The 17,442-nt window shown below is 73.8% G+C and carries 14 protein-coding genes and 1 pseudogene; 10 read left to right on the top strand and 5 right to left on the bottom strand.

The genetic code is table 11. The annotated features are described in order from the left end of the window. Window positions 1-76 precede the first annotated feature (76 nt). Entirely contained in the window at window positions 77-1,249 is a 1,173-nt protein-coding gene (locus ACZ52R_RS14390; RefSeq protein ID WP_465663393.1) for a GlxA family transcriptional regulator, read from the top strand. Here the strand turns inward: ACZ52R_RS14390 and ACZ52R_RS14385 are convergent. Then, the gene (locus tag ACZ52R_RS14385) at window positions 1,230-2,708 is read right to left on the bottom strand and encodes a sensor histidine kinase (protein ID WP_465663392.1); all 1,479 of its coding nucleotides are present in this window, start codon (window positions 2,706-2,708) and stop codon (window positions 1,230-1,232) included. The two genes, ACZ52R_RS14390 and ACZ52R_RS14385, sit on opposite strands and share 20 nt — an antisense overlap. Beyond that, on the bottom strand, window positions 2,705-3,424 hold the full coding sequence (locus ACZ52R_RS14380) for a response regulator transcription factor (RefSeq protein ID WP_360493632.1): 720 nt from the start codon (window positions 3,422-3,424) through the stop codon (window positions 2,705-2,707). The genes ACZ52R_RS14385 and ACZ52R_RS14380 overlap by 4 nt, the downstream gene beginning before the upstream one ends. Before the next feature lie 228 nt (window positions 3,425-3,652). On the opposite strand from ACZ52R_RS14380, the gene ACZ52R_RS14375 reads away from it, so the two are divergent. The 5 genes from ACZ52R_RS14375 (at window position 3,653) to ACZ52R_RS14355 (ending at window position 9,073) form a co-directional block, all read left to right on the top strand. After that, complete coding sequence (locus tag ACZ52R_RS14375) at window positions 3,653-5,047, top strand: ferredoxin reductase family protein (RefSeq protein ID WP_465617816.1); 1,395 nt, start codon at window positions 3,653-3,655, stop codon at window positions 5,045-5,047. An 81-nt stretch (window positions 5,048-5,128) separates the two neighbouring features. Continuing rightward, window positions 5,129-5,629 carry an FMN-binding protein gene (locus ACZ52R_RS14370; RefSeq protein ID WP_465753527.1) on the top strand — a complete coding sequence of 167 codons (501 nt, stop codon included), beginning with the start codon at window positions 5,129-5,131 and terminating at the stop codon, window positions 5,627-5,629. A 7-nt stretch (window positions 5,630-5,636) separates the two neighbouring features. Continuing rightward, window positions 5,637-6,413, top strand: a complete 777-nt coding sequence (locus ACZ52R_RS14365) for an FAD:protein FMN transferase (protein WP_465617812.1) — start codon at window positions 5,637-5,639, stop codon at window positions 6,411-6,413. A gap of 274 nt (window positions 6,414-6,687) precedes the next feature. Further along, window positions 6,688-8,346, top strand: a complete 1,659-nt coding sequence (locus tag ACZ52R_RS14360) for a phytoene desaturase family protein (RefSeq protein ID WP_465753526.1) — start codon at window positions 6,688-6,690, stop codon at window positions 8,344-8,346. 109 nt (window positions 8,347-8,455) lie between these two features. After that, complete coding sequence (locus ACZ52R_RS14355; RefSeq protein ID WP_465617808.1) at window positions 8,456-9,073, top strand: TIGR03086 family metal-binding protein; 618 nt, start codon at window positions 8,456-8,458, stop codon at window positions 9,071-9,073. A gap of 126 nt (window positions 9,074-9,199) precedes the next feature. Here ACZ52R_RS14355 and ACZ52R_RS14350 read toward each other — a convergent pair whose 3' ends face one another. Further along, the gene (locus tag ACZ52R_RS14350; RefSeq protein WP_465617806.1) at window positions 9,200-9,907 is read right to left on the bottom strand and encodes a hypothetical protein; all 708 of its coding nucleotides are present in this window, start codon (window positions 9,905-9,907) and stop codon (window positions 9,200-9,202) included. Window positions 9,908-10,350: 443 nt separating this feature from the next. On the opposite strand from ACZ52R_RS14350, the gene ACZ52R_RS14345 reads away from it, so the two are divergent. The 4 genes from ACZ52R_RS14345 to ACZ52R_RS14330 all read left to right on the top strand — a co-directional run bounded on the left by ACZ52R_RS14345 (window position 10,351) and on the right by ACZ52R_RS14330 (window position 15,051). Beyond that, window positions 10,351-11,253, top strand: a complete 903-nt coding sequence (locus ACZ52R_RS14345) for a nuclease (protein ID WP_465617804.1) — start codon at window positions 10,351-10,353, stop codon at window positions 11,251-11,253. Between the two features lie 176 nt (window positions 11,254-11,429). Continuing rightward, window positions 11,430-12,674, top strand: coding sequence for an MFS transporter (locus tag ACZ52R_RS14340; RefSeq protein ID WP_465617802.1), 1,245 nt, complete (start codon window positions 11,430-11,432; stop codon window positions 12,672-12,674). 194 nt (window positions 12,675-12,868) lie between these two features. Next, a complete protein-coding gene (locus ACZ52R_RS14335; protein WP_465753525.1) occupies window positions 12,869-14,047 on the top strand; it encodes an alpha-hydroxy-acid oxidizing protein in 1,179 nt (392 codons plus the stop codon). A gap of 299 nt (window positions 14,048-14,346) precedes the next feature. Beyond that, on the top strand, window positions 14,347-15,051 hold the full coding sequence (locus tag ACZ52R_RS14330; protein WP_465753524.1) for a hypothetical protein: 705 nt from the start codon (window positions 14,347-14,349) through the stop codon (window positions 15,049-15,051). Here the strand turns inward: ACZ52R_RS14330 and ACZ52R_RS14325 are convergent. Together ACZ52R_RS14325 and ACZ52R_RS14320 are read right to left on the bottom strand one after the other, a co-directional pair. Continuing rightward, window positions 15,019-15,458: pseudogene (locus ACZ52R_RS14325) on the bottom strand (transposase). The gene ACZ52R_RS14330 and the pseudogene ACZ52R_RS14325 sit on opposite strands and share 33 nt — an antisense overlap. A 46-nt stretch (window positions 15,459-15,504) precedes the next feature. Continuing rightward, complete coding sequence (locus tag ACZ52R_RS14320) at window positions 15,505-17,229, bottom strand: DUF885 domain-containing protein (RefSeq protein WP_465617796.1); 1,725 nt, start codon at window positions 17,227-17,229, stop codon at window positions 15,505-15,507. Between the last annotated feature and the right edge of the window lie 213 nt (window positions 17,230-17,442).

The raw sequence follows: 17,442 nt of genomic DNA, 5'->3' as shown, positions 1-17,442 counted from the left end.
TTGAAAACGCTACGGGCGACGCTCGCATGTCGGCAATGCCATCTAACATGCAGATTCCGACATCGAGGGGGCGCCCATGGCAACCGAGACCGACAACGAAGCCGCGACCGGCACCGACCCCGACGCCGGCACCGGCACCGGCACCGTCCGAAGGCTGATCGTCATCGTCCTGTTCGAGGGCGTGGACCTGCTCGACGTGACCGGCCCGCCCGAGGTGTTCTCGCTGGTCCGGCGGGAGACCGACGACGCGACCGGCTACCGGGTCGTCCTCGCCGCCGAGACCATGGCTCCGGTCACCACCGCGGCTGGCGTGCGGATCCTGCCCGACCTCACCTTCGACCAGGCCGCCGAGGGCGGCATCGACACCCTGCTGGTGCCCGGTGCGGTCGAGGTGGACGAGCGGCGCCGGGTCCGCGCGCTCACCGACCCCGCGGTGGTCGGGCGGGTCCGCGCGCTGGCCGCCCGCTCGCGCCGGGTGGCCAGCGTCTGCGTCGGCGCGCACCTGCTCGCCGCCGCCGGGCTGCTGGACGGCCGGCGGGCCACCACGCACTGGTCCACGGCCGGCCAACTCGCCGCCGAGTACCCGGAGATCGAGGTCGACGCCGACCCGATCTTCATCCGCGAGGGCGAGGTCTGGACGGGCGCCGGCATCAGCGCCTGCCTGGATCTCTCGCTCGCCCTGGTCGCCGAGGACTTCGGCGAGGAACTGGCACTGCGGGTCGCCCGCCAGCTGGTGATGTACCTCAAACGCCCCAGCGGCCAGAGCCAGTTCAGCGTCCCGCTGGAGCCGGTGTCGACCACCCGGCGGATCGAGGAGCTGCGCCACCACATCCTGCGCAACCTCTCCGGGCGGCTCACCGTCCCGGACCTCGCCGCCCACGCCCACGTCAGCGAACGGCAGTTGACCCGGATCTTCAAGACCGAGCTGGGCACCACCCCGAGCGCGTACATCGAGTCGGCCCGGGTCGAACTCGCCCGCCACCAGCTGGAATCGGGCGACGCCACGCTCGAACGCCTCGCCACCGCCTGCGGGTTCGGCACCGTCGACACCCTGGTGCGGGCCTTCCGCCGTCGCCTCGGCACCACGCCGACCGACTACCGGCAGCGCTTCCGCACCGGCACCGGCACCGTCGCCGTCGCCAGTCCGGCCGCCACATCGGCCCCCACCTCAGCCATCGCTACGGCGACCGGTACGACCACTACGACCGGTACGACCGGTACGACCGCTGTCACGGCAACCGGACGGTGAACACCGTACGGCCCGGCCGGCTGGCCGCGGCCACCGTGCCGCCGTGCGCCTGGACGACGGCCCGGACGATCGCCAGCCCGAGGCCGGTCGAGCCGGTGGCCCGGGAGCGGGCGCGGTCGCCCCGGACGAAGCGCTCGAAGACGCGGTCGAGCAACTCCGGCGCGATCCCCGGGCCGTCGTCCGCGACGCTCAACTCGACCTGGCTGCCCGCCTGGTGGAGACCCAGCTCGACCCCGGTGCCCGGCGGGGTGTGGGACCGGGCGTTGGCCAGCAGGTTGGCCACCACCTGGCTCAGCCGGTGCTCGTCGCCGCGGACCAGGACCGGCTCCTCGGGGAGGGCGAGGCGCCAGCGGTGGTCCGGGCCCGCGGCGCGGGCGTCGGCCACGGCGTTGAGGGCGATCCGGGTCAGGTCCACCTCCTCCTCCGCCAGCGGGCGCCCGGCGTCCAGGCGGGCGAGCAGCAGCAGGTCCTCGACGATCGCCCCCATCCGCACCGCCTCGGCGTCGATCCGCTCCAGCGAGTGCCGGACGGGTGCCGGCACGGCCCCGGGGTGGCGCAGCGCCAGTTCGGCGTGGCCGCGCACGGCCGCGACCGGGGTGCGCAGCTCGTGGCTGGCGTCGGCGGCGAAGGCCCGCAGCCGCTCCTCGACGGCGTGGCGGCGGGCCAGCGCGTCGCCGACGTGGCCGAGCATCCGGTTGAGCGCCGCGCCGACCCGGCCGACCTCGGTGCGCGGGTCGTCGTCCGGCACGCGTTCGGCCAGCAGGACCTCGCCGCTGGCAAGCGGCATCTCGCTGACCCGTTCGGCCATGCCCACCACCCGCCGCAGCGGGCGCAGCGACCAGCCGACCCAGAAGGCCCCGGCCGTACCGGCGGCCGCAACGGCGATCGCGAAGACCGTCAGTTCCAGGGTCTCCAGCCGCCGGACGGTGTCCTCGGCCGAGCGCAGCGGCAGGCCACTGACCAGCACGTCGCCGTCCCGCCCGGCGACCGCGCGGACCCGGTAGTGGCCCTGCGCCCCGCCGAGGTCGAGGGTGCGGGCCGCGCCGCCGACCGGCAGGGCGGCGAGCGCCCGCTGCTGGGCGGGGGTGAAGGTGATCCGGTCGTCCTCGTCGCCGGGGCCGTCCGCGTCGTCGGCGTCGCCGTCGACCACGCCCGCCCCGGTGACCCGGCCGCCGAGCAGCCGTACCCCGAGCGTGCCCGGGGTCTGCGCCCGGGTGTCGGGGCCGGCGCCCTGACCGGCGTGCTCCAGGCTCGCGGCGTAGCGTCCGCCGGACTCGGCGAGCTGCTGGTCGAGGCGGTCGACGAGGAAGTGGCGCAGCGCGGCGGCGGTGGCGAAGCCGACGGCGGCGCAGGTGACGACGAGCAGCACCAGCAGGCCGGCGATCAGGCGGGCGCGCAGGGTGCGGGGCGTGCGAGGGGTGCGAGGGGTGCGGCGATCCCGCGCACCGCCCGGCCTCATGCCGCGGCCTTGATCAGGTATCCCGCGCCCCGCACGGTGTGGATCATCGGGCTGCGGCCCGCGTCGACCTTCTTCCGCAGGTAGCTGATGTACAGCTCGACGATGTGCGCCTGCCCGCCGAAGTCGTACGACCAGACCGCGTCCAGGATCTGCGCCTTGCTGAGCACCTGCCGGGGGTGGCGCATCAGATGGGCGAGCAGCGCGTACTCGGTCGGGCTGAGCTCGACGGCCTCGCCGCCGCGGGTCACCTCGCGGGCCCGGTCGTCGAGGACGAGGTCGCCGAGGACCAGCGCGTGCGCGGGCGGCCGGTACGGGGTGGTGGCGGGCGGGGCGGCCCGGCGCAGCAGTCCGCGCAACCGGACGACCACCTCGGCCAGGCTGAACGGCTTGGTCACGTAGTCGTCGCCGCCCGCCGCGATGCCCGCGATCCGCTCCTCGACCGCGTCCCGGGCGGTGAGGAACAGCACCCGCACCTCGGGCTGCTCGGCGTGGACCCGGCGCAGCACCTCCAGGCCGTCGAGGTCGGGCAGCATCACGTCGAGCACCACGGCGTGCGGCCGCCAGGCCGCGGCGGTCTCCACGGCGGCCAGGCCGGTGGTCGCGCCGCGCGCCTGCCAGCCCTCGTAGCGGACGGCGCCGCAGACCACCTCGACCAGGTCCGGTTCGTCGTCGACGACCAGGACGCGCCACTCCGGGCGGTCGGCGGTGTCGTCCATGGTGCTCCCTCGGGCTCGTGCTGGGCGGCGTTCATTCTGTACCGCCGCGATGAGAAACCCCTGAGACCCCGCGCAATCGTTCGTACACCAGCACAACTGCCATGACCTGGGCTGATGCCGATGCGCGAGGGCGCGGGGAGCGGGACCGTTCAGAGGCGGCTCAGAGCTTGCGGTGCGATCGTGGTCGGCCTCGGCGGCACTCGCCGCCGGGCGCTGAGGAGGTACCCGATGACCACTGCCGCCGCACCGAAGTCGCGGCCCGGTCCCCGGCGGCACGGGCCGCGACCGACACCCGCCGGCCGGGGGCACCGGGCCTCGCCTCGTCCGTCCTTCGCCCTGGACCCGGCCGTCGCGCTCGGCCTGATCTCCGCCGGCGCGCTCGGCGTGCTCGCGCTGTGGTGGGCGAGCACCCCGGCGGTCGTCGGCGCGGCCGGCTGGCTGACCGGCGCCGGGCGGATCACCGGGCTGCTGGCGGGGTACGCCGCGCCGTTGCTGCTCCTGCTGATGGCCCGGCTGCCGCCGGTGGAGCGCGGGGTCGGCGCGGACCGGCTGGCGCGCTGGCACGCGTTCGGCGGGCGCTGGCTGGTGGCCGCCGTGTCGGTGCACGTCCTGACGGTCGTCTGGGGCTACGCGCTGACCGACGGGCGCGGACCGGTCGGCGAGGGCGTGGAGATCGTCTTCCACTACCCCGAGATGATCAAGGCCACGCTGGGTACCCTGCTGCTGCTCGGCACCGGCGCGGTCTCCGCCCGGGCCGCGCGCCGCCGCCTGTCGTACGAGACCTGGTACTACCTGCACCTGGCCACGTACCTGGCGGTGGCACTCGCCTTCTCCCACCAGCTGGCCACCGGCGCCGACCTGGGCGGCGGCCCCGGTCAGGCCGCCTGGTACGCGCTCTACTTCGGCACGGCGGCACTGATCGGCTGGTACCGGCTGGCCCGGCCGTGGCTGCTCGACCGGCGGCACCGTCTGCAGGTCGCGGAGATACGGCCGGAGGGCCCCGGCGTGGTGTCGCTGTTCCTGACCGGGCAGCGGCTGGACGACCTCGGCGCCGAGCCCGGCCAGTTCTTCCGCCTCCAGTTCCAGGCGCCCGGCCTGCGCTGGGCCGCCAACCCCTACTCGCTGTCCGCACCGCCGCACCCGCGCTTCCTGCGCTTCACGGTCAAGGACCTCGGCGGGCACAGCGCCGCGGTCGCCGCCCTGCGCCCCGGCACCAAGGTGCGCGCCGAGGGCCCGTACGGCGCGTTCACCGGGCGGCGGCTGCGGCAGCGCCGGGTGCTGCTGCTCGGGGCGGGCGTCGGAATCACCCCGCTGCGCGCCCTGTTCGAGACGCTGCCGGGCGAGTTGACGCTGGTCCAGCGGGCCCGGCGGCCGGAGGACGTCCTGTTCCGGGCGGAGCTGGCCGAGGTCGCCCGGCAGCGCGGCGCGGTGGTGCACGAGCTGGTCGGCCCGCGCGAACAGGTCGGCGACCTCGGCGCCGCGCTCGCCCGACTCGTTCCCGACCTCGCCGAGCACGAGGTCTACCTGTGCGGGCCGCAGGCGCTGACCGACGAGGCCGTCCACGCGCTGCGGGCGGCCGGGGTGCGGCCGCGACGCGTCCACCACGAGAGCTTTTCCCTCTGAGCCCGGCCGGGTCCCACCCAGTCGCACCCAGTCCCGCCGAGTCCGCCGAGCCTTCCCGACTTCCGAGGAGCGTCGAAATCCATGCGCCGAGCCGTCGTCACCAGCGCAGCCACCGCCGCCGGGGTGGTGCTGCTGCTCTCCCTCAAACCGCACGAGGCGAGCGGACCGCCCCCGGTGATCGGCTCGGGGACGGGAGCCGGTTCCGTCTCGGGCACTGGTTCCGCCTCCGGTGCCGGTGCCGGTTCCGATGTGTCGGAGCCGTCGAACGCCGCCGGCCCGTCCGCGTCCGCGGCCCCCACCGGTGCCACCCGGAAGGTCAGCGGCGACACCGTCAACACCCGGTACGGCCCAGTGCAGGTCCAAGTCACCCTCTCCGGCAGCCGGATCACCGCCGTCGACGTGGTCAAGTACCCCAACGCCGAACGGCGCGACCGCGAGATCAACACCTCCGCCCTGCCCGTGCTCAACCAGGAGGCGATCTCCGCGCAGAACGCCGGGATCGACGTCGTCAGCGGCGCGACGTACACCAGCGACGGCTACATCCGCTCATTGCAGAGCGCCCTCGACCGGGCCAAGGGCTGAGGCAGCCGTGCTCCGCCACGCCGAGCCCGTGATGGGCACCGTGTTCTCGATCACCGTCCGTGACTCGGGCCCGGAGACCGCCGCCGCGCTGGGTCGGATCGTCGAGCGGCTGCACCGGATCGACGCGGTGTTCTCCACCTACCGGCCGGACAGCGACATCAGCCGCCTCGACCGCGGCGAACTGGCCCTGGCCGCCTGCGATCCGGACGTCCCCGCCGTCCTCGCCGCCTGCCGCCAGGTGGCCGCGGAGACCGACGGCTGGTTCACCGAGCGGCCCGGCGGCCGGCTCGACCCCAGCGGCTGGGTCAAGGGATGGGCGGTCGAGGAGGCGGCCGCGCTGCTGCGCTCCTCCGGCGCCCGGCAGTACTGCGTCAGCGGCGGCGGCGACGTGCAGACCGGCGGCGGGCCCTGGCGGATCGGCATCGCCGACCCCCGACAGCCGGCCCTGATCGCCGCCGTACTGGCCGGCCGGGGCCTCGCCGTGGCCACCTCCGGCACCGCCGAACGCGGCGCGCACATCATCGACCCACACACCGGCCGCCCGGCCACCGGCCTGGCCTCTCTCACCCTGGTCGGCGCCCCGGGCACCGGCATCGCCCGTACCGACGCCTGGACCACCGCCGCCTTCGCCATGGGCCCGGACCGCGCCCTCGCCTGGGCCGCCCTCCGCCCCGGCATCGAGGCGCTCGCCATCCTGCCGGACGGCACCAAGCGCTGGACCCCGGGCCTGCCCGGCCACCTCCCGGCGAGCGGCCCAGCAGACTGGCAGTCCGCCGTCGGCTGACGGCGGCGACATGCGGGGGCCTCATGAGGCAGCGCCATGACGTGAGCTCATGAGGTGACGCCATGAGGCAAGCTCATGAGGTGACGCCATGAACCGAACTCATGAGGCAGCGCCATGAGGCGAGCTCATGAGGCAGCGCCATGAGAGCCACCGCCGCGTCCTCGCCTACCTCCGCACCCGCGCGGAGCACCCCGCCCGCTGACCCGCGAAGGCAGCCTGCACAGGGAGTTGCACGGCTGTTCCGCGCTCCCCCGATGTGGCGTAGCGTGGCCGGATGAACACGAAGGCGTCCTCGCGGTACGACGTCGTGATCGTCGGCGGCGGGCACAACGGGCTGGTGGCCGCGGCGTATCTGGCGCGGGCCGGGCAGCGGGTGCTGGTGCTGGAGCGGCTGGCCCGGGTGGGTGGGGCGGCGGTGTCCGCGTCGGCGTTCCCGGGGGTGGACGCGCGGCTGTCGCGCTACTCGTACCTGGTGAGCCTGCTGCCGCGCAAGGTGGTGCGGGACCTCGGGCTGCGGCTGGAGCTGCGGCGGCGCCGGATCGCCTCGTACACGCCCACCGAGCGGGACGGGAAGCCGACCGGCCTGCTGGTGGACGCGGGCGACCCCGGCCGGACCCGGGAGTCGTTCCGGGCGCTGACCGGCGGCGACCGGGAGTGGCGGGCCTGGCAGCGTTTCTACGCGATGACCGGGCAGGTCGCCGAGCGGGTGTTCCCGACGCTCATCGAGCCGCTGCCCTCCCGCGCGGAGCTGCGCCGACGGGTCGCGGACGAGCCCGCCTGGCGGTCCCTGTTCGAGGAGCCGCTCGGCGCGGCGATCGAGCGGAGCTTCGCGGACGACCTGGTGCGCGGGGTGGTCCTGACGGACGCGTTGATCGGCACCTTCACCCACGCCCACGACCCGTCGCTCCGGCAGAACCGGTGCTTCCTGTACCACGTGATCGGCAACGGGACGGGCGACTGGGACGTGCCGGTCGGCGGGATGGGCGCGGTGACGGGCGCGCTGGCCGAGGCGGCGCTGGCGGCCGGCGCCGAGATCCGGACCGGCCACGAGGTCACCGCAGTCGCCGCCGCTCGCTACGGCGACAGTGACGGCCCCGGCCACCACCACGGCCACGGCGACGCCGAGGTGTCGTACCGCGACCTGGCCCGGGACGACGAGGGGACGGTGGTGGCGCGCCGGGTGCTGGTGAACACCGCGCCGGCGGTCCTGGCCCGGCTGCTGGGCGACGACCCGGGGCCCGCACCGGAGGGCGCCCAGCTGAAGGTCAACATGGTGCTGCACCGGCTGCCGCGCCTGCGGGACACCGCCGCGGACCCGCGCGAGGCCTTCGCGGGGACCTTCCACATCGCCGAGGGCTACCGGCAGTTGGCGGCCGCGTACGCGGAGGCACAGGCCGGCCGGATCCCCTCGGCGCCGCCGTCCGAGATCTACTGCCACACCCTCACCGACCCGTCGATCCTGGGCCCGGAGGCCGTCCGGCAGGGGCTCCAGACGCTGACCCTCTTCGGTCTGCACATGCCCGCCCGGTTGTTCGGCGACCCGGCGGCCAAGGACCGCGCGCTGGCCGGGAGCCTGGCGCAGCTGGACGCGGTGCTGGCCGAGCCGATCGCCGACTGCCTGGCCACGGACGCCGACGGCCGGCCGTGTGTGGAGGCCAGGACTCCGCCGGAGCTGGAGCGGGAGATCGGTCTGCCGGGCGGCCACATCTTCCACCGCGACCTGTCCTTCCCTTTCGCGGACGGGTCCTTCCCGTTCGGGGACGAGGACGGCGCCGGGGACGCGGGTGGCAGTGCCGCTGCCCGCTGGGGCGTGGCGACGGACCGCCCGAACGTCCTGCTGTGCGGCGCGGGAGCCGTACGCGGCGGCGGCGTCAGCGGCATCCCGGGGCACAACGCGGCGCAGGCCGTCCTGGAGGACCTGGCTCACGGCTGACAGGGAGTCGTCGGGCGAGCACCGACGGCGGCCGGTCCCCTCAGACCTGGCAAGTCGCTCCCGGTGGCGGAATACTGAGAGTGAGCAGGGCAGAAAGGGAGGCCCTCCAATGGAATGTCCGCACCCATCCGGGTTCCATGTCGAGGTCCGTGAACGCTACGTCGCCGCGGTGGCGGAGGTGACCCGCCTGGTGCGGGCCGTTCCGGAGGACGGCTGGACGGCGCCCACGCCGTGCCGGGACTGGGATGTCCACACACTCATGAACCACCTTGCCGCACAGCACCTTTGGGTGTGCCAGGCGGTGGCCGGCTACACCCCGGAGGCGATCGGCCACCGGTTCGGGGGCGACGTGCTGGGCCGCAACCCCGCCGGGGTATGGGCGATGGCCGCCGACACGGCGGTGCGCGCGCTCCACCAGCCGGGCGCGCCCGACCTGCTGGTGCACCTGCCGTACGGGGTGCGTGACGCCGGCGGCTACGCCCGTGAGCTGACCGCCGAGACCGTCGTGCACGGCTGGGACTTGGCGCGGGCGCTGGGCGAGAACGGCCGGATACCGCCGGACTCCGCCCGGTACGCGCTGGAGGAGTTCCAGGGCTACCACGACCTGACCGGCACCGGCCTGTTCGACCCGCCGCTCGCCAGCGCACCGGGCGCCGACACCCAGGACCGGCTGCTGGCCCTCACCGGCCGCGACCCGAACTGGTCCTACGACAGCACCATGCACTGACTGGCCGTCAGGCGAATTTCCCCTGCAGATGGTTGATCCCCGCGCCCGGATCCGGACGCGGGGACGAGGAGCGGCCCGTCGAGCCGTTGAGTCGTCGAGCCGTTCAACCGTTCAGCCGTCGGACCGTCAGGCGCGGGCGAGCACCCAGGCGCCGAGGCCGTTGCAGCCGCCGGCCGAGTAGGTGGTGGCACGGAAGCCGGGCGGGACGGGCGAACCGGGGCAGGTCCACAGGCCGACCCGGGCGATGTTGTGGTACCAGGATCCGGCGCCGTCGCAGCCGCCCTGCTGGTGGCCGGTGATGACGTAACCGGCGACCACCGGGGAGCCTGAGCAGGTCCAGATCCCGTCATGCGGGAGGCCGTGCTGCCAGGAGCCGATGCCGCCGCAGCCTGCCCGCAGGTGGTTGGTGATGACGTACCCGGGCACGACCGGCGAGCCGGAGCAGGTCCATATGCCGTCCTTGACGAGGTTGTGGCGCCACGAGCCGATGCCACGGCAGCCGGACGTCAGGTGGTCGGTGATCACGTAGCCGGCCACCACCGGGGAGCCTGAGCAGGTCCAGATGCCGTCCTTGACCGGCTGCTGGTACCAGGAGCCGAAGCCGCCGCAGCCCGCGCCGTCGTGGTCCGTGATGACGTTCCCGGCGTCGACGGGCTGCCCGGAGCAGGCCCAACGGCCCGCGGGCCACGCGGGCTTGGCCTCCGCCGAGGACATGCCGGAGACCGTGCCGCCCAGGACGACGGCCGCGACCAGGGCGAACGCCGCCGCAGCGGCTCCGATCCCCCTGCCGACGACCGCGGCCGCCGCGCGCTTCCACAGCTGACGGACATTCATTGTCGAACCACTCCAGTCGGATCGGGGGCAAGGGGAGCGTCCCGCCCGCCGGGGTGCCCGGCGGCGGAACGAGAGTCACCCTACGGGGAGGCGGAGTGAGAGTTCGGTGGAGGTTCCAAGAAATCCACTCCGGGGATCACCTTGTCCGAAAGCCGTCACGACCGCCGACCCCCGCGGCCCCCAACGGCCAACGGCCGACCCGCGCAACCCGGCGCCCGATCCTCACCGCCCGATCCTCGCCGCCCGCTTCTCACTGCGCGTGACCACCTCCCCCCGGGGTGACATCGCGGCCGGACGGGCGCATGGTGGAAGGAAGGACGATGCGGACGACTGCCACCGGATCCGCCGCCCGAGGCCCCCGCCAGGCCCGAACACTTCGCATGCGGACAGAGCGTCGGCCCGGTGCCCCGGCGGTGGCGTCCTGTCAGATCCGGGAGGCAGACATGTCCATGGTGCTCATCACCGGCTCGTACCAGGTCCTCCACGACCGACCCGACGGCGACACCGTCCACTTCCTTCCGCAGGACCCGGGCTTCTGGTGCGACGTCCCCGGCCGCAACCGGGTCAAGCGCGACGAACACGGCGGCGCCTCACTGCGACTGGACGCGATCGACGCCCTCGAGACCCACTACCAGGGCGTCGGACCGGACTTCGCGCACCAGCCGCTCGGGCTCGGCGCGCACGCCGCCCGCGACGAACTGCTGAAGTGGCTGGGCTTCACCGACATCGTGCAGGACAACGAGGAGAAGGTCACGGCCTCGACGCCGGCGGCCGTCCCCGGCTACATCCTCACCGGCGGCGCCGACGTCTTCAACCGCTGCGTGGCGCTGGTCGGACGCGGCGCCCCGCCGAGCGTCGGCGACCCCCCGAAGCCTGCGAGGAGCGGCTTCCGGCTGGACGTCACCCCCGACATGCTGCACGACACCGTCAACCACCACCTGCTCTCGCTCGGGCTGGTCTACCCCACCTTCTACCAGAACCTCCCCGACAACCTGCGGGCCGACCTGACCGCCACCGCGCAGCAGGCCCGCACGGCCAAGGCCCCCGACAGCGTCTGGCTGCACGACGTGACCACCTCCGGCGTGAAGGTCGAGAACCTCGAATCGATCACCGAGGACCTCGTGATGCTGCCGAAGCTGTTCCGCCGCCTCGTCGACTACGTCCGGCTCTTCGGCTCCGACCTGGGCTGCCTGCCCGCCTTCCTGGCCGGCGGCGCCGACGAGTTCACCCTCCCCGACCACCCCAAGCCACCCCTCGTCGGCCTGCAGCACGTGGTCGAGATCAGCAACACCAGCACGGTGCGGATGACCCGACCCATCGAGGACCTGCTGTTCATCGAGAAGTAGCCGAGAAGCAGCCGGCCCGGCCGACCCGCCGTCAGCCCGCCAGCCCGCCGGCCACCGGCCGCCGGCCCGTCAGCGCATCAGCCCGGACGTTGAGGTCGGATTCACGCCAGCCCGACCCCCTGCCCGCTTGGTGGACTTCGTGACACGAACCACCACTCACGGACAGGACCCCCGGCATGGCCGACACCGCCCTCCACCCGTCCCCGCGCACCCCGGACCCCGCCGGCAGCCGACCGAACTCCCGGGCGCGGGACGGTGGTTGGCTCGCCGTCCTCGCCGTCACCACGGGCGTGTTCGCCATCGTCACCACCGAGATCCTGCCGATCGGCCTGCTGAGCCCGATCGGGGCCACCTTCCGGATCTCCGACGGCACGGCCGGGCTGATGATGACGCTGCCGGGCATCGTGGCCGCGGTCGCCGCGCCCGTGGTGACCGTCGCGACCAGGCGCGCCGACCGGCGGACCATGCTCTGCGCCCTGCTGCTGCTCCTGGCCCTGGCGGACCTCCTCAACGCGCTCGCCCCCGCCTACTGGGCCGTGTTGACCGCCCGGGTCACCCTCGGTCTGGTGATCGGGGCCTTCTGGTCGATCGGCTCGGGGCTCGCCCCGCGCCTCGTCCCGGAACACCGGCAGGCCCGGGCCAACACCGTGGTCTTCTCCGCCGTTCCGCTCGGCTCGGTCCTCGGCGTACCGGCGGGCGTGTTCCTCGGCTCCCTCGCCGGCTGGCGCACCGCCTTCCTCGCGATGGCCGCGCTGACCCTGCTGACCCTGGCCGCCCTCGTGGCCTCGCTGCCGCCGCTCCCGCCGGTGACCACCACCGGCCTCGGCGTGCTGCGCGGGCTGCTGGCCGGGCGGGGCACCCGCACCGGCCTCGCGGTGACCTTCCTGATCGTCCTGGCCCACTTCGCCAGCTACACCTACGTCACCCCGTTCCTCACGGCCACCACCCACGCCGGACCCGGCCTGGTCACCGGCCTCCTACTCGCGTACGGCGCCGCGGGACTGCTCGGCAACGTCCTCGCCGGCGGCCGCGCCGCGCGGGCGCTGCGCCCGGTGTTCGCCGCGGCCGCCGTGCTGCTCGCCTCCTCGACCCTGCTGCTGCCCCTGCTGGGCACCGGCGGCCCGGGCGCCGCCGTCCTGCTGACCCTCTGGGGCGTGGCCTACGGCGCCGTCCCGGTCTGCTCCCTGACCTGGTTCCTCGCCGCGGCCCCGCACGCCCCGGAAGCGGCCGGCGTGGTGTTCACCTCGGGGTTCCAGGCCACCCTCTCGCTCGGCGCCCTGACCGGCGGCCTCGTGGTGGACCACTCCTCCCCCGCCACCGTCATGGTGCTCGGTGGCGCCGTCGCCCTCCTCGCCGCCGCCACCGTGTGGGGGTACGGCGCCCGGATCCGGCCCGCTTCGATGCCCGTGCCGCACCGCTGACACCGCCACCGGCCGGCCGCCCCCTGGTCAGGGCCGCGGTCCGTGGCGAGAATGCCGGAGCGCCATCCGTCCCTCCCGACCGAGAGCGCGGACGGGCGGGCGGACGGGCGGACGGGCGGCGCCACCGACCGGAACTGTCCGGGGCGGAAGACGGCACGTGACGGCGAGTGACGGCGAGAGGGACGGTGACCGGCATGGACCCCGAGTTCGGCACACGGTTCGGCGACTACCAGAACGAGATCTACCTCAACGGGCTTGCCGGCGTGCTGCCGACGATGCCGATGACCTTCACCGAACTGGAGGCGCGGGCGCGTTCGGCGCTGGCGCCGTCCGTCATCTCCTACGTCGCGGGCGGCGCGGGCGACGAATCCACCCAGCGGGCGAACGTCGCCGCCTTCGACCGGTGGGGCCTGGTCCCGCGGATGATGGTCGGCGCGAGCCGGCGGGACCTGTCCGTGGACCTGTTCGGGATGCGTCTGCCCTCGCCACTGTTCATGGCGCCCGTCGGGGTGATCGGCCTGTGCGCGCAGGACGGCCACGGCGACCTCGCCACCGCCCGGGCCGCCGCCCGCACCGGGGTGCCGATGGTCGCCTCCACCCTGACGGTCGATCCGCTGGAGCGGGTGGCCGCCGAGTTCGGCGACACCCCCGGGTTCTTCCAGCTCTACACCCCCACCGACCGGGCGCTCGCCGAGAGCCTGGTCCACCGGGCGGAGGCCGCCGGCTACCGGGGCATCGTCGTCACCCTGGACACCTGGACCACCGGCTGGCGCCCGCGCGACCTGGCCACGGGCAACTTCCCGCAGCTGCGCGGCCACTGCCTGGCCAACTACACCTCCGACCCGGTCTTCCGCGCCCGCCTCGCCAAGGCGCCCGAGGAGGATATGCAGGCCGCCGCCCTGGAGTGGATCGGCGTCTTCGGCAACCCGCTGACCTGGGCGGACCTGCCCTGGCTGCGGTCACTCACCGACCTGCCGATCCTCCTCAAGGGCATCTGCCACCCCGAGGACGTCCGCCGCGCCAAGGACGGCGGCGTGGACGGCGTCTACTGCTCCAACCACGGCGGCCGCCAGGCCAACGGCGGCCTGGCCGCGCTCGACGCGCTGCCAGGCGTGGTCGAGGCCGCCGACGGCCTGCCGGTCCTTTTCGACTCCGGCATCCGCTCCGGAGCCGACGTCGTCAAAGCCCTCGCGCTCGGCGCCACGGCCGTCGGCGTGGGCCGCCCGTACGCCTACGGCCTGGCCCTGGAGGGCACCGACGGCATCGTGCACGTGCTGCGCGCCCTGCTGGCCGAGGCCGACCTGATCATGGCCGTCGACGGCTACCCCACGCTCGCCGACCTGCGCGCCGAGGGCGCGCTGCGCCGGATCTGACACCTCGGCGGAACAGGCCCCGGCGGGGGCGGGCGGTTTCTCTGCGCCCTCCCCACCGGAACCCGCCCGGCCCGCCGAAGCCCGCTAGGCCACGTCTCTCCGATCATCTGACTTGTTGTCCCTGCGCGACTCGACAGGATCTTCGTGCCCGTCAGATCGCTGCAACCAGATGTGGTGTGGGTGGTAACCCTGTCCCACTGGGCGAGCTCCGGCAGAATCTGGATGCCGCACCGGCTGCCCGACTGGTAGCGTCGGGATCTTCACCGGTCCGCCGGATGGAGTACCCGGGCAGGATCCCCATGACCGACCCACACCGTCGACTCAGGAACGCACTCGACGCACTGGACGTCGCCTTCACGCCCCTCGCATCGGATGCAATCACCTTTGGCGGCTGCACCCACTGCTACGCCGACAGCGACCTCGCGGCCCTCGAAGGGCCCGTCGACCAGGTGCCGGATGACCTGATCTCCTCCATCGCGGCCAAGTCGGCCGGCCACTGGGATGACTTCCCCGCGCTGTATCGCCGAATGACGCCCCGGATCGTACGGCTCCTGGCAACCGACCAGCTCCACGTCGATCACGGGCTGATCGCCTCCCGGCTGGTCGCCGCAGGTTGGCACGACTGGCCCGTCCCTCAGCGGGACGCACTGGAGCAGGTCTGGCACGCCTGGTGGCGCTCGACTCTGCACGAACACCCCAGCCCCGCGTACATCATGGGGGTGTTGGAGACCATCGCCGTCAGCACCCGCACCCTGGCACCATGGCTGACGATCTGGGCCGACACCCGGACGGAAGCGGCAGACCGGCACCTGGACGACGCCCTCGACGACTGGCTCTTCGAGACGCGACTCACCAACCTGCGGCTGGGCTTCTACGACGAGCTGGATGCCACTGCCGAACTGGTGCCCTGGCTGCTCTCCCTGGGCGCTGCCCGGATCGGGGCCGCCCGGTTCTTCGAGGTGGAACGGATTTCACTCGGCCAGGCCATGCCCCACCATTCGTGAGCGGAGCCAGATGATGATGGCCGCGAAGGTCACAGTGCCAAGAAAAACGTGGCCGCACTTGTCCTAGCGGGTGGCCACGGCCCGGAAACCCTTGAGCCTGTTGATCGCTCGCTCGACGACGTTGCGCTTCTTGTACCGCTCCTTGTCGAAGCCGGGAGGCCGACCGCCGCGGGAGCCACGTGTCACGCGGTTGGCCGCCTGGTCCGCCTTCTCCGCTTGTGGACGGTCTTCCACGGGCCGAACCGCTCCGGCAGGTCGCACCACTGCACGCCCGTCCGAACTCGGTGCAGGACACCGTTGATCACCTGCCGATGGTCCCGCCACCTGCCGCAACGTCCATTGCTCACGGGCAGGAGGGGCTCCGGCCTGGCCCATTCCGCGTCCGTCAGATCGCCGCGACCAGTCACACCAAGCTAACGATCCGATGATCGGAGAGACATGGCCCAAGGCCCGCTAAGGCGCACTGTCGGCAGCCAGATCGTCGAGGCCGAGCGACCCCCGGGAGAGCACGCGCGTGTGCCAGGCCCGGAGGTCGAAGCCGGGGCCCAGACGGCGCCGGGCCGCCTCCCGGCTCCGCAACCAGGCCCGCTCGCCCAGCTTGTAGCCGATCGCCTGGCCGGGCCAGCCGAGGTAGCGGTCGATCTCGCTGGTGCGGCGCCGGATGTCGCTGCCGTGGTGGGCGGCCATGAAGTCGGTGGCGAGCTCCGCGGTCCAGCGTTCGCCGTCGTGGCCACTCCAATCGCCGGTGGCGGAGCCGGCGGGGACGGTCAGCTCCAGGTGCATGCCGATGTCGACGATCACCCGGATGATCCGCAGCATCTGCTTGTCCAGGTAGCCGAGGCGCCGAGCGGGATCGGTCAGGAAGCCCAACTCGTCCATCAGGCGCTCGGCGTACAGCGCCCAGCCCTCCTTGTCGGCGCTGACCGCGCCGAGGGTGATCTGGTAGCTGCTGAGACGGTCGGCGGAGGCCGTCCACCGGGCCGTCTGCAGGTGGTGCCCGGGAACGCCCTCGTGGTACCAGGTGCTGACGAGCTGCCAGGTCGGGAAGGAGCGCCGACCGAGGGCGGGCAGATAGGTGCGGCCCGGACGGCTGAAATCGAGGCTGGGCCCGTTGTAGTACGGCGCGCCCGAGCTTCCCGGCGGCGCGATCCAGGTCTCCACCCGGCGCAGCGGGCCCGCGATGTCGAAGTGGGTGCCGTCGAGGGCGTCGATCGCCTCGTCAGTGATCTGCTGGAGCCAGGCGCGGATGTTCTCCTCGCCCTCGATCGCGTGACCGTCCCGGTTGAGGTGGTCCATGGTGGCCCGGACGCCCGCCCCGGGCAGCACGCGCTCGGCCTCGGCCCGCATCTCGGCGACCGTCCGGTGGAACTCCTCCCACGCCCAGGCGTACGCCTCGGCCGGGTCGACCTCGGCGCCATTCGCCCAGCGGGCGGAGCGCAGGTAGCGCTCCCGGCCGACGGCGTCCGGAGTGCCGTCGGCGGCGGGCAGGTAGGTGTCGCGCAGCCAGTCACGGAAGCCCGCCACCGCGGCGGTCGCACGGACGGCGGCCGCGTCCAGTTCGGGCCGCAGCCGGGCGGGTCCACCCGCCACGAACCCGGTGAACCAGCCGGCGCCGCCCCCGTCCTCACCGGTCCAGGCCGCCAGTTGGGAAAGGACTGCGCGGGCCTGCCGCGGCGCACACAGCAGCCCGCGGGCAATGCCCTCGGCCAGGGTCGCCCGGTAGCCGTCCAGCGCGCCGGGCACGTTGCGCAGCCGCCCGGCGATCGCCGCCCAGCTCGCGTCGGTGTCGGTCGGCATCATGGTGAAGACACCGCGCACCTTGTGCAGCGGCGAGTTGACGTTGCGCAGCTGCCGGAAGTGGTCCCCGGCCTCGTGCACGGCGAGCTCGGCGGTCAGCCGCTCCCGCAGCAGACGGGCGCAGTCCCGTTCGGCGGTGTCCTCGGGAGTGGCCCCGGCGGTGTCCTCGGGGATGCCGGTGGTCCGTTCGGCGGCGTCGAGCGCGGCCAGTGTCCGCCGGGCCGGGTCGGCGAGCGCTTCGAAGCCCTCCGGCGACAGGTCCGGCAACCGGTCGTCCTCCGGGTGCAGCCCGAGTCTGGTCGAGGTCGCCGGGTCGAGCGCGGCGATCTGCGCGACGTGGTCGTCGGCGATCCGGCGGAAGGTCCTCGTCATCTCGGGCATGCGCCCATGCTGGCGCACCGGCCGGGGCGCTGTCACCGGCGCAGAACGCCCCCGCGCCGGCCCGGGGCCCTACGACCGGAAAGGCCGCCCGGAAATCGCCCGGGTACCGTCCGGAAATGCGAAGAACCCCCATCCGGGATCCGGATGGGGGTTCTTCTGAAAGATTGTTCGGCGGCGTCCTACTCTCCCACAGGGTCCCCCCTGCAGTACCAT

The organism is Kitasatospora sp. NPDC034023, from assembly GCF_055575795.1.
This window is presented reverse-complemented; position numbering and strand designations above follow the sequence as displayed.

What these genes read in the sequence shown, in the direction of transcription:
- ACZ52R_RS14370 (WP_465753527.1), top strand. Translation starts at nt 5,129, where the DNA reads ATGCGCCGAGCCGTCGTCACCAGCGCAGCCACCGCCGCCGGGGTGGTG.
- ACZ52R_RS14350 (WP_465617806.1), bottom strand. Translation starts at nt 9,907, where the DNA reads ATGAATGTCCGTCAGCTGTGGAAGCGCGCGGCGGCCGCGGTCGTCGGC.
- ACZ52R_RS14355 (WP_465617808.1), top strand. Translation starts at nt 8,456, where the DNA reads ATGGAATGTCCGCACCCATCCGGGTTCCATGTCGAGGTCCGTGAACGC.
- ACZ52R_RS14320 (WP_465617796.1), bottom strand. Translation starts at nt 17,229, where the DNA reads ATGCCCGAGATGACGAGGACCTTCCGCCGGATCGCCGACGACCACGTC.
- ACZ52R_RS14360 (WP_465753526.1), top strand. Translation starts at nt 6,688, where the DNA reads ATGAACACGAAGGCGTCCTCGCGGTACGACGTCGTGATCGTCGGCGGC.
- ACZ52R_RS14330 (WP_465753524.1), top strand. Translation starts at nt 14,347, where the DNA reads ATGACCGACCCACACCGTCGACTCAGGAACGCACTCGACGCACTGGAC.
- ACZ52R_RS14340 (WP_465617802.1), top strand. Translation starts at nt 11,430, where the DNA reads ATGGCCGACACCGCCCTCCACCCGTCCCCGCGCACCCCGGACCCCGCC.
- ACZ52R_RS14375 (WP_465617816.1), top strand. Translation starts at nt 3,653, where the DNA reads ATGACCACTGCCGCCGCACCGAAGTCGCGGCCCGGTCCCCGGCGGCAC.
- ACZ52R_RS14385 (WP_465663392.1), bottom strand. Translation starts at nt 2,708, where the DNA reads ATGAGGCCGGGCGGTGCGCGGGATCGCCGCACCCCTCGCACCCCTCGC.
- ACZ52R_RS14390 (WP_465663393.1), top strand. Translation starts at nt 77, where the DNA reads ATGGCAACCGAGACCGACAACGAAGCCGCGACCGGCACCGACCCCGAC.
- ACZ52R_RS14345 (WP_465617804.1), top strand. Translation starts at nt 10,351, where the DNA reads ATGTCCATGGTGCTCATCACCGGCTCGTACCAGGTCCTCCACGACCGA.
- ACZ52R_RS14380 (WP_360493632.1), bottom strand. Translation starts at nt 3,424, where the DNA reads ATGGACGACACCGCCGACCGCCCGGAGTGGCGCGTCCTGGTCGTCGAC.
- ACZ52R_RS14335 (WP_465753525.1), top strand. Translation starts at nt 12,869, where the DNA reads ATGGACCCCGAGTTCGGCACACGGTTCGGCGACTACCAGAACGAGATC.